The 11,635-nt window shown below is 33.1% G+C and carries 9 protein-coding genes; 3 read left to right on the forward strand and 6 right to left on the reverse strand.

Annotation, left to right across the window (positions count from 1 at the left end):
- Window positions 1-14: 14 nt before the first annotated feature.
- From csy2 to cas1f, 4 genes are read right to left on the reverse strand one after another with little or no spacing between them, the layout of a single operon-like run.
- On the reverse strand, window positions 15-917 hold the full coding sequence (gene csy2 / locus SB028_RS15250) for a type I-F CRISPR-associated protein Csy2 (protein ID WP_069367312.1): 903 nt from the start codon (window positions 915-917) through the stop codon (window positions 15-17).
- Complete coding sequence (gene csy1 / locus SB028_RS15255) at window positions 914-2,170, reverse strand: type I-F CRISPR-associated protein Csy1 (RefSeq protein ID WP_069367311.1); 1,257 nt, start codon at window positions 2,168-2,170, stop codon at window positions 914-916. Before csy1 ends, csy2 begins: the two co-directional genes overlap by 4 nt.
- Complete coding sequence (cas3f, locus tag SB028_RS15260; protein WP_069367310.1) at window positions 2,167-5,631, reverse strand: type I-F CRISPR-associated helicase Cas3f; 3,465 nt, start codon at window positions 5,629-5,631, stop codon at window positions 2,167-2,169. The genes csy1 and cas3f overlap by 4 nt, the downstream gene beginning before the upstream one ends.
- On the reverse strand, window positions 5,628-6,605 hold the full coding sequence (gene cas1f, locus SB028_RS15265) for a type I-F CRISPR-associated endonuclease Cas1f (protein WP_069367309.1): 978 nt from the start codon (window positions 6,603-6,605) through the stop codon (window positions 5,628-5,630). Before cas1f ends, cas3f begins: the two co-directional genes overlap by 4 nt.
- Before the next feature lie 495 nt (window positions 6,606-7,100).
- Here cas1f and SB028_RS15270 point away from each other — a divergent pair, with 495 nt between their 5' ends.
- The 3 genes from SB028_RS15270 to SB028_RS15280 all read left to right on the forward strand — a co-directional run bounded on the left by SB028_RS15270 (window position 7,101) and on the right by SB028_RS15280 (window position 9,849).
- Window positions 7,101-7,925, forward strand: coding sequence for a VanW family protein (locus SB028_RS15270; protein WP_069367308.1), 825 nt, complete (start codon window positions 7,101-7,103; stop codon window positions 7,923-7,925).
- 222 nt (window positions 7,926-8,147) lie between these two features.
- Window positions 8,148-8,729 (forward strand): YebB family permuted papain-like enzyme, encoded by a 582-nt coding sequence (locus SB028_RS15275; RefSeq protein ID WP_069367344.1) that lies wholly within the window; start codon window positions 8,148-8,150, stop codon window positions 8,727-8,729.
- 190 nt (window positions 8,730-8,919) lie between these two features.
- The gene (locus SB028_RS15280) at window positions 8,920-9,849 is read left to right on the forward strand and encodes a Dyp-type peroxidase (protein ID WP_069367307.1); all 930 of its coding nucleotides are present in this window, start codon (window positions 8,920-8,922) and stop codon (window positions 9,847-9,849) included.
- Window positions 9,850-9,890: 41 nt separating this feature from the next.
- Here SB028_RS15280 and SB028_RS15285 read toward each other — a convergent pair whose 3' ends face one another.
- Together SB028_RS15285 and SB028_RS15290 are read right to left on the reverse strand one after the other, a co-directional pair.
- Window positions 9,891-11,108: a PD-(D/E)XK nuclease family protein gene (locus SB028_RS15285; protein WP_069367306.1), complete on the reverse strand. Its 1,218-nt coding sequence runs from the start codon at window positions 11,106-11,108 to the stop codon at window positions 9,891-9,893.
- Window positions 11,109-11,161: 53 nt separating this feature from the next.
- Complete coding sequence (locus SB028_RS15290; RefSeq protein ID WP_069367305.1) at window positions 11,162-11,509, reverse strand: hypothetical protein; 348 nt, start codon at window positions 11,507-11,509, stop codon at window positions 11,162-11,164.
- Between the last annotated feature and the right edge of the window lie 126 nt (window positions 11,510-11,635).

Genomic DNA, 11,635 nt, shown 5'->3' on the forward strand with positions numbered 1-11,635 from the left:
TCTCTCTTTTAAAATTAAATAGAATATTCATTATCTTGTTGACATAAATAAAGATTTTTTTCAGGATCATAGGAATATGCCCAAAGCATATCCCAAATAGAATTAAGACGATGAGCCATCACAAACTCACCTAATGTCACAACGCTCTCAGCAAAGCGATGAGGCACGTCGAGATCTCGTTGATTTTTGGCTTTAGCTAATGCTGAAATACCATGGAATCCCGTGGCAATAGGTACAATCCAACCTGATGTTTTACGCTGTGTTTTCCATTCAATACCTCCATTTTCCTGTTTTTCACACTGATGGCTAACCAGCAAAAAATCCAGTAAAGCATCAAGAGCATCTTTGCCTTCATCCATGGCTGATTTCATTAAATCTCTACGTTCAAGTAATCCATAACCTGGCATTAAACGACGCAAAATTTGATGCTCTTCATTGGGGTCATCTTGACTCAATACAAATGTTTCAGGCTCTTCAACTTTTAATATATCGCCTCCTGCAATTTTCATGGTTAGCAAGAGCGATGATAATGTTTTTATAAAAGCGTCTTGTTCAAAGCGACGTAATTCTTTTTCATCTTCTGAATGATAAGCAATGACTAAAGAAACCTCTAAATGGCAACGTGCTTCTTCTATAAAAGCGGTTCGTTTACCCTCTTTATCTAATGGATTAGCAGTGCCAACAATCGAGTTAACAAAATCGCCTGGGCCTTTAAAGGTTTGCAAATCACATTGATGACTAACAATACCGGTTGCATAAAAATTCAGTGAGTTAAATCCTTGCTGATTAAGTTTTCGTTGTAAAGCATGTGCGAAACCTAACCAAGCCGTTATGGCAGGGAAACCAATAGTAAAAGGACTCGATAATGCATTTGCATTATGAATTTTTATATGTGGAATTAATAATAAGCGATTCATTTTAGTTCATCCTTATTTTGACGAATAATAGCGATAATGCGCTCTAATTCGCCATCACCGAGTGTTATCGCCTCTTTATTTGCAACCTTTTGGTAGTCATAAATAAACTTCTGCGCAATAGCATTAATGAGTTTTAATAGCCACGCATTTTCTTCATTACGTATTTTTTTATTTTCAGGGAATAACCATATCTTTTGATATTCTGGTAGTTCTTGCGGTCTTACCTCATTATTTTTAGAAAATTCATCTCTTACTTTCCACATCATAAAAATAATATGATCAATATATTGCTCGACATACCATTCAAATTTCTCACGTAATTTATAATTATTTTGTTTATTATTAAAAAATGAAGATATTTGATTAAATAGATCTTTTAATACCCACGGATTTAATGTATCAAAAAAGAAATCCTGACGAGGTAATCGCAGATTACGCTTTTCTAACTGTGGTGGTAATGAAATTAACAGATGCGCTTTTCCGGCATTTTGGCTACATTTGACTGAAATATTTTGAGGTTGGGTTCCCCCAAATCCTATCGTGGTAATATCGTAAATTTCTTTAAAACCTTGTTCGCTAAATTCGTTTTTTCGTTTTAACTCTCTTATTCGCTTAGCCTCTTCAGAAAAACGAATATTATCGATTCGTTTACGTAATTCAAAAAGGTGACCAGAATGTGTTAGTAACGATAATAAGTGATAATTGTCTTTAATAGGAAAATAAACTTGTTTTATTTTAGAACTCGTGATCACTTCATTATTAGGCGTGATCATCTGTAAAAAGCCCATCTTTAAATTATCATAATTTTCTGTTTTAATATTTAATAATGATTTTGCGAGCGAAGTATCGGCCTTAACATGATCAAGCAATGTTTGACCATCATTCATAGTTAACGTTAAAAACTTATAAACATCTAACGCAGCTGCATTTCCTAATGCATCTGCTTCAACATCTACATTCCCTGTTCGTAATAAGCCATCGTTTCTTTGTTCTGCTTCCGCGATAATTGAACTCGCATAACCATTTTTATTTTTACGGGCACTAGAGTGACTAAAAGTACAAGGGTGGGTCGATATTGATATTTGTCCAGCGCGCTTAGCTGCATCGGGTAACCACGTTTCTAAAGCAAAACGTGCTTCGCACTCCAATTCAACTATAGCGATATCCTCTTCGCTCATATTGGCCTTTTTCTTATCTTTCAACCAATTTTCTTTTCGTTCAGAAAAGAAAGCATCTATTGCAGGATCAATCATTTTGTATCCTTATTAAATTTATACGTTAAACGGCAAAGTCCCATTTGATCGTTATAATGATATTCTGCGCTAATCTCTTCATTCCATTGGGTATAACTGATTTCACCTAATATTTGAGATGTTTTTATCATCTCCTCATAAGGTTTCTGATATTCCTTTAATAAATCAATATAATCTCTGACTAACCATAGCCTTTCTATTTCAGATTCTGATAAATTATAACGTCGTATGCGACATAATTTATCCACTGCGACCCAACCACTCTCTGAATCGAACTGTTTAAATACGGGATCTTTATTTTCATCGGCTAATAATAAAGAGAGTCGTATTGTAGGTTTACTTCGGCGAAACTTATTAATTTGTTGAGGTAATGCCGTTAACCACCAATAGTCTGAGGTATATCCCCATACTTGCTCACAACCCGCGACAGGTTTAGCAACAGCATTTCTGCGATTTCTTAACATCTCTAGCCCCGTAGAGGCTATCGCTGTTGGTGTAGAAGAAAGAAGGTAATCACAACCTAAAGTATGATGGATAGCCTTATGTTCAAGGTCGATAAGGCTAGAGTTAGGTGTTGGTTTTGCTGATTTTTGAATTCGGGGTATCGCATTAATACCTTTATTTAACTGCGCTTCATTGACTAATAATGCCAAATCATGTGTTTTTAATTGGCACCCTTTATATTCATAACCGGGTTTCTCAAAAGCATATTTGCTTTTTCCTTCGAACCCTTTCCAATTAAACTGTAGAAGTGAAACATTAGGTTGTTCAACTTCACCTTCACGATGACGACGAACACGCCCTGATAATTGAATAATTGAACGATAAGATGAAGGCTCGATAACCGCCCAATCAAAATCATGATCTCGTCCAACCTCTTCAACAGGCGTTGCCACTAGAATAAAAATTAAGTGTTTTCGTTGAGTGTTATCGATATGCTTTCGAATGATCTCGTTATTTAAAAAATCAGGTAATTCCCCCTCTTTTTCTTTACGTTTAAGCACTTCATCTAAATGTTTTTCTTGAGCATGTCTTAACAATAAAACTTGTTGGCTATGGTAAGGCATAATACGAACATCAACCTTGTCATCCCACTCTGCTTCTAATAAATAAAGGGTTAATTCAATGCATGGATTGATATTCGCGACTCTCACGACACCGAAAGAAATGTTCTTACCACTTTTATCATCGATAAAATGGTGTTGATGATGCAATTGGATAATAGCCTGTTGAATATGTTGGAAATAATATCCTTCTATATCTTCAATATTCTCTGAACGAGAAATAGGAAAAATAAAACCCTTCGATTTAGCAGGGATCCCCACTAACTTACTTGCTCTTTTTCCAATAAAATCATTGTGATGTGCTAAATAACTTATTGCTGATTTTTTATTATCATAGCTTAAGGTTTCTATTTTAGTTTTAAATTCATCAACCCAAACACATCCTATTTGTTCTTTTTCATTTCGGCTAATCGCGTATAAATGCCATCCTTCTTGATAAGCACCATAAAGCGCTAAGGCTGTATCTGGTGTAATTGTCGCAGATGATATCATGACCTTTCGCCCCATCATTCCTGCTAAATGAATCAAACGACTAATAGCGATAGCATCTTCACCCAAAAAATCGTCAACTTCATCAATCACCAAATCAGATGACATTAATCTCAATGTCGGTAATAAATAACGACCACCTCGTATCACTTCTGTTGCAGAAATAATATGATCGATAGTACAAGCAAGAATAGGGGCATAAAGTAAGGCGCGTTCTTTTGGTTTTGTTAATACTGTTGAGAGTAATTCTTCAGGTAAAATATCAACCCAAGCATTGTCATCCCAATCAATATTATCAAATTCATCTTGCAGTGATCCTTGTGATTCAGAACCTAAGTCTTCTTCAAAAGAAATATTCTCTTCTGCGAGCTGTTGACTGTGTTTATCTTGTTCACTATCGTCATGCAGTCGTAAAATAGCCGAAGAACCAATTAATACAGCAAGTTGATTTGATTCTAAACCTATTCTATTTCGATATTCATCTCCCGTTTGTAACGTTAATGTTCTTAAGCCTAATGCTAAAATATACCGTAGGCTTTCTTTATCTTCAGATAATGCCCGCATTATTTTGGCATTGGCTAACGTTTTTCCATACCCCGTGCTTGCCATATTAACAATAAAAAAGCCTTTCACAGCATCTTCTGTTTGTTCTCGATAATCCGTTATTTTTTTTACGGCATTATCTTGCCAAATAAATTTTTTAGGTGTGCCTTTTATTGGATCTAACGTATTAATATCAAGTGCAATCGGTGGCTCTGTTTCAAAATAAGGTAATAGTTGCGCAATATTTTGTGCGATTTGAGCAACGTTAATTAGATGTTCATCTAATTTTTGTTTATAGACTTTTATACCGTGAGAATATCCTGTGTTAGCATAAAGTTTACAGTCGCTATGCCAGTTAGGATCTCTATCTTGAGACGAATAGTTATGATCACCTAACATTAAACATAATCGTGCATAATGCGCAATAACGCGCCAACTACCGTCTTGTATCGCTTGATTAAAAAGAGGAAGATTTTGATAAAGATGGTTTGCAGCAATAGATAATTTATCTAGCCAAAGCGTCGAATCTAATAATAAACCCTGCGGAAATTGAAAACATTGTTTTTTCTTTTTCTGATATTCATTGTCATCATAATTATTTTCATATCCCCAATCGGCACTCATTCTAGAAAGTAAATCTGCTAATGATGTATTTTCACTATTTTTATTTTTATCTCTTTTGTGTTTTTCTTTTAAAAAAGGTAATCGGTGATGACTTAATATTAACCAAATAAGCAAAGAAGCCATGTCGGGCAAATCAGTAATACTATTTTTATTATCATTAGAAAGATGCTGAATTATGATATCTGTATCAAGATTTTTATTAATAAAAACGTCAAGCCAATTTTTATCACTTTCTGTTTTAGAAGTACTTTTAATAACCGCTCTAAGTAATAGAACTGAGATCCATTCATGACGAAGAGGATCTCCCTTGTTTTTTTCTTTATTTGTGGGGTCTATTTTACGTTGAAATAATAAAGATGCTTTTCCCCAATCATGTAATAACCCAGCAAGCCCTGCAAAAGCTGAAATTAAAGGTAAATATTTCCAGTTATTTTCATAATGACTGCCGAGTAAATCCTTTTCTGTCGCATTAACTGGGACATAACCATTATTATTAAATTTCTTTTTATTACCCACAATCCATTTTAATTGAGAATGAGAGCGAGAACGAACCCAATGGCAACTTACAGCAGTACTTCTACTTGCTGTTTGACGCAACATTTTATAAACCGTATTTAATCCATCTTCGGTAATTAAGGTTTGCCATGTGTTATTACCAATTCGATTAGCAAACGCATCAAGTACTCTACGTGTTTTTTTAAGGGCATTTTTTTCACATTGAGAAACAAATATCACCATCATAATGTTTGTTCCATCATCGCGGGTTTGGTTACAGATTGCAGTGCTATATCTTTAACAGCATCAAACATAAAATCTAATGCTTTATGTTCAATAAAAAGTTGGAGAATTTGTTGGCGAAACTCTTGTTCAGTAGCCTCTTCTTTAGCGCAAATAAAAGCCCAAGGAAGGATAATTGCATCCTTAATTAAATCTGCAACATCAAATACTAAAGCGCCACGTCTTGTTTTTCCATGCATAACAGCAAAACCGTGTGGAATGCCTAATACCCATAAACAACTTGCCGCTAAACCATAAGCTAAGTAGTTACCATGATTAAGAAAGCTATTCGCTTTATCTTCTGATTGATGTTTCCGAGTAAATTGGCTTGAACCGACTTTATTTGCTGCATATTTATATAATGTCTTAGTTAACTGAGCTTCGGTAAGGAGTAATTGCGTGGTATTTTCAGCAAGTTCAGTGCGCGAATGGAAATTTTCAAAGGCATTTTTTAGCTCATTGCTATGATAAATAAAACCTTCATTTTTTAAGATCCGATTATCTTCCCATACCGACGTTAAATAACTCATTCTTAAATTTTGAAATTTCTTTGCAACAGCTAAACGTTTTTTTTCATCGAACCAAAAACTAAGCCATCCTTGAAGATACTCAGTAGGTCTATATTCTCCTTGTGGTGTTAACCATTCTATTTCGGTTCCCATATATAAAGGAGTACCGCCACCACCAGAAAAACCAACTAACACGCCAGCTTGCGATAACATACGTATAGCGGCTTGAGTTATTGATGTGCCATTTCCAAGTAGAATAACCGTAGTATTAGCAATAGGAATATTGAAATAGAGATTTTCTTTTTTGGCTTCAGTTAAATAGAGCACTCGCCCATCTTTTTGCATCACTCGACAATATTCTAAATAGAAAATATTCGCCCGCTTAGAATGCAAAATTGTTTTTAAGTCTGATGATGAAAAATCGTCCATACTTCTCTCTTCCGACAATAAAATAGTAAGTATATCTTATCATTTAAGAAGGTAACTGTTTATCTCCCCATTTTGTGATTTATATGATGAATATTGATTGCTTAAGGAATAGACTCAAAAAAAGAGTAAAGTTTCCCATATTTAACTCTCGCAATGACAGTTCTCTAACCGATTCTGGATGACTGATAATGACTTTCTAACGATTTTAATGTTACTGAAACCACAGAACACCTATTCTACACTCAAGTGCTAGCCATTTTGTTGGCGTTTATTTATTACCTTAAATTATGGCGCAGCATAAAGAGCAGTATCCAAATGTGAAATTAAGCATGGATATTTCAAGCTCAAACTTTAACGAAAGGTATCAATAATTAAATTTATGAGTTAAATGTTTAACGCTATTATTTTAAGAATATCGACGTATCAATATTTTCATTAACTCGTTATTATACTCATGGTTATCCCTTTCTATTTACTCTTGTTTAAAAGGATTTTATGCGTAGAACACTCTCGTCTTATCACCCTATTCTTTATACTTTGAGAGTGGCGCAGCGTCGTTTATTTCGTTCTCTTAGCTGGCAATTTTCAGGTCGAAAATACAGCAAGAATATTCAACCAGAGCAAAGACTTTCTTACCGTCACATAAAACACACATCTAAATTAATTAGTCGCCGTGGCGAAAGTGATATTCAATTGCAATACAATAAAATAACAAATCTTAAATTAGTTGAAAAAGCGTTAGATGGCATCGTGATAAAACCTGGAGAGTATTTCTCTTTTTGTTATTTAGTCGGTAAGCCTAGCTATAAAAGAGGTTTTATTGATGGTATGCAGCTCTCCTATGGTGAAGCAAGAAAAGGTGTAGGCGGTGGTATTTGTCAGGCCAGTAATTTAATACATTGGCTAGCACTGCACTCTGAATTAAAAATAATTGAAAAGGCAAACCACAGTTTTGATCCTTTTCCTGATGAAGGACGCGTTCTTCCATTTGGCTCAGGTGCTGCTATTTTTTATAACTATGTGGATTTAATCTTATATAATCCAACATGTTATGATTACCAAATTAGATTGCATGTCGCTGAACATCAGTTAGAAGGCGAACTTCTTTGTAATAAGGCAAGAGAATATCGTTATCATATTTATGAGAAATCTTCTTCTTTTATCAAAAAAGGGGAGCATGTATATCGTTGTAATGAAATTTGGCGAGATGTTTACACAAAAAATAATGTGGGCGCTTTTCCTCAATTAATTACATCAGAATTGCTTTACGAAAATAGTGTCATTGTGAAATATGATATTTCTGATGAACAACTAAGTTAAGTTACTTAAATATAGCTTGATTACTTGATTAGAATATTAACTTAATATTCTAATTTCATCTTCTTATTTTGAACAAATAATCAGATCCCTCTGAAAATTAAGATCATCTTAAATTAGAATGTTTTTTTATCTTAATTTCATTGAGTTTTTAAATAGAAACCTTATGTATTTATCATTGTCAAAGAATGGTGATAATGTCTCTCTTTAATAGGTCATATAATGATGATAAAAATGGATTATCCACAAAATTTAGAAGTTGGTGATATCGTATTTACGTGTATTGGTACCTCTTTATTTCGTCAAATCTCCTCCGCTTCTTTATGTTGGAGTAATCATGTTGGCATTATTATTGGACATAATGGGGAAGATTATTTAGTTGCCGAAAGTCGAGTTCCACTCTCAACCACAACCACATTAACTCGTTTTATTAACCGCTCTGCGGATAAGCGTTATGCAATACGTCGTTTATCAACACAACTCTCTGATGAGCAAAAAAATGCCCTTGTTGCTCAAGTTCCTGAAAGATTAAATAAGCTTTACCACACTGGTTTTAAGTACGACTCTTCCCGCCAGTTTTGCTCTAAGTTTGTTTTTGATATTTATAAATCAGCACTCTCCATTCGTATTGGTAAAATAGAAACATTCCAAGAGTTATTAAGTAAAAATCCTAATGCTAAATTACAATTTTGGAAATTATGGTTTATTGGGCAAATACCATGGGAAAGAACCACAGTCACTCCTGCCAGTTTATGGCAGCATCCACACCTTTATTTAGTTTATAAAAGTCATGAGAATATTAATTAATACAGTATATTAATATGATAAAATGTAGAGAATACAATACAATTTTTGATACTGTTTATTCATAAAAATTCGAATAAAGATCTAATCCTCTCTTTGTAAGAGAGGGGTTTTTAGTGTAAAACTAAAAAACAATATTTTGTAAATATAGCTTAATTACTATTCATTTATTATTCGTCATTTAGGGATCACTATGAAATACCAAGATGTTACGAAATCACCCTGTGAGAATGCTTATTTTTTAGTTTTTAACCTCACCCACTCACCTGAAAATCGTAATACACTGATCGATTTTTGTAATAATCTTTCTGGCTTAATACGTAGTATGAGAACACGTTTTCCTGAATTAGAAACGAGTTGTGTCATGGGATTCGGTGCAAATGCATGGACTACGTTATTTCCCAATCAGCCAAAACCCAAAGAACTAAATACTTTTAAAGAAATTAAAGGTGATACTTATACTGCGGTTTCTACACCCGGCGATCTTTTTTTCCATATTCGCGCGCTCAAAGTTTCAGCTTGTTACGAATTAGCGTCTATCATCAGTCAAAAGCTAAAGAATATTGTTACACCGGTTGATGAAGTGCATGGGTTTAGATATTTTGATGGGCGTTCTATTATTGGTTTTGTCGACGGAACAGAAAATCCAGAGTCCGAAGATGAGCGTGCTTCTTATGCCGTTATTGGCGATGAAGATCCTGAATTTACAGGAGGTAGCTACGCCTTTGTACAAAAATATATTCACGATATGGAAGCATGGGAAAAACAACCACTTATTGAACAAGAAAAAGTCATTGGCAGACATAAATTCAATGATGTAGAGTTAACCGATGAAGAAAAAGAACCTGGCTCACATAATGTTGTAACCAACATTCAAGATGAGAATGGCGAAGATCTAAAAATTGTCAGAGCCAATATGCCTTTTTCTAATCCATCCAAAAATGAATATGGAACTTACTTTATTGGTTATGCGCGCTATTTTTCAACAACTAACCGTATGCTAGAAAATATGTTTGCAGGTACACCTGAAGGCCATACGGATAAATTACTTAAATTCAGTACCCCTGTAACCGGTACATTATTTTTTGTTCCATCCCCCGAATTTCTGGATGATCTATCGTAATTTCTATTACAAGTAGATATATAGGCTTATTATTTATATATCTACTTTTTATTCTCAGAAAGTCTCTCTATTTCTTGATTTATCTTGTTCAATAGCAATTCAAAATTAGAGTAAACCTGCCCATAATTATCGATATATTTCCATCCATACCAATAATTTACTCCTATTTTATAAGAGTTATCAAATACATTGTTCAATAGTTTAATAATGTCTTCTTTGAGTCCTGGCTCTTTATAAGAATGAACTTTTACACCAATATAAATATTCGAACTGTCTTTTTCGATAGCAACAGAAAATTTATTTTTTTGATAATTGATTAAAACACCAACATGTTTTTCATTTTTTTCACAGTTATTATCTGAAAATTCTAACTGAGGATAATCAGTTTTTATTTTATTTCCCCATAAAGTAAAAACACGATCTATTTCTCTTATTAAAAGTATATTTAAATTTTTCCTTAATGAATCTGTATCACTAATGATCTTTTTTATCTCGTCAATGCTATCATCAATATGATTTTCTGATACATTTATCTCATTAAGAATATAATCATTTATTTGATCATTCATTTTGTTTTTTTCTTCCTCATATTTATTGAGAAATTCATTTTCTAAACTATCTTTATATTGATAAACAAAAGAATCAAAAACTTTATCATTTTCATTTATCTGTGGATAAACATCTTTTTCTAGCCATGTTAATATTTCACTTTCAAATGAAGACAATTGAAAATAAATATTATTATTTTCTTTATATTTACCAAGGCTCTCTGGTCGATAACTTTCTTTTTTATGCCCTGTTAAATATAAAACAAAAATATTTTCCTCTTGATATCCATCAGAAATAAATTGCTCAATATACCTTTCCAACTGCTGTTTTTGATCAGGTGCATTACAAACTTTATTTTCTATAATAATGGCATAAAAACCATCTTCAAGACTAATATCAACTCGATTTTTTTCTGTTTGAATTTTTATTTTTTTATAGTTAAAAATAATTTCCTTCTTCAGTACCTGCCTTAAAAAAGATGGAATGAATTTATACTTATTATCTTTCTTATTATTTAATATTTTCTTTAAAATAATACTGTGCTTATTCTCATTGATATTAAGCACATCAACTAAATTAGTAAAACATAAAAGATTATCTTCTAATTCATCATATTTTAGCGCTGTATTTTTTACTAATTTTATAATGGATGAATATTTGTTTTTTACTGATTCATCAAAAAAATTTTCCTGTTTATTATAATCAGTCATACACCCTCTTAAATTAAAAAGCCATCTCATGATGGCTTTTTAGATTAGATCAATTATAAACCGAAAACATTGACGTAAAATTCTTTGCCATCATCTGTACTTTCAATGGTATAAGTAATCGGAATTGAATTTTTACCGCCTTGACCTTCAAAAGAAAGTTCAGCAGCACATGAGTAAGTATCTCTCTTCTCATCATGCTCACGGGTACGTACGCTTTCTACTTTGATCTTAATTTGATCGATCAGTGCTGCCATTTTTTGGTCGCGTAATTCATCTTTAGTAATATCAATCACTAAATTTTTGGCTTCCGTGCTATTACAGTTAGGTGTTGCATCGCCACACCCTACTAAAGGCAATGCTAATGCTCCTAATAAAGCTAATTTTAAAAATTGAGTTTTCATGTTAATTAATTCTTCCTTGCTCACAAGATAAAATAATTTTTCAATATTTTACCTAATAATTATCTCGTCACAATATAGTGAGTTAACAGTTAGAATAAGATAATGATAGAAATTGATATTTTGGCG

It is taken from the genome of Proteus vulgaris (assembly GCF_033708015.1).
Lineage (GTDB): Bacteria > Pseudomonadota > Gammaproteobacteria > Enterobacterales > Enterobacteriaceae > Proteus.

What these genes read in the sequence shown, in the direction of transcription:
- csy2 (WP_069367312.1), bottom strand. Translation starts at nt 917, where the DNA reads ATGAATCGCTTATTATTAATTCCACATATAAAAATTCATAATGCAAAT.
- csy1 (WP_069367311.1), bottom strand. Translation starts at nt 2,170, where the DNA reads ATGATTGATCCTGCAATAGATGCTTTCTTTTCTGAACGAAAAGAAAAT.
- cas3f (WP_069367310.1), bottom strand. Translation starts at nt 5,631, where the DNA reads ATGATGGTGATATTTGTTTCTCAATGTGAAAAAAATGCCCTTAAAAAA.
- cas1f (WP_069367309.1), bottom strand. Translation starts at nt 6,605, where the DNA reads ATGGACGATTTTTCATCATCAGACTTAAAAACAATTTTGCATTCTAAG.
- SB028_RS15270 (WP_069367308.1), top strand. Translation starts at nt 7,101, where the DNA reads ATGCGTAGAACACTCTCGTCTTATCACCCTATTCTTTATACTTTGAGA.
- SB028_RS15275 (WP_069367344.1), top strand. Translation starts at nt 8,148, where the DNA reads ATGATAAAAATGGATTATCCACAAAATTTAGAAGTTGGTGATATCGTA.
- SB028_RS15280 (WP_069367307.1), top strand. Translation starts at nt 8,920, where the DNA reads ATGAAATACCAAGATGTTACGAAATCACCCTGTGAGAATGCTTATTTT.
- SB028_RS15285 (WP_069367306.1), bottom strand. Translation starts at nt 11,108, where the DNA reads ATGACTGATTATAATAAACAGGAAAATTTTTTTGATGAATCAGTAAAA.
- SB028_RS15290 (WP_069367305.1), bottom strand. Translation starts at nt 11,509, where the DNA reads ATGAAAACTCAATTTTTAAAATTAGCTTTATTAGGAGCATTAGCATTG.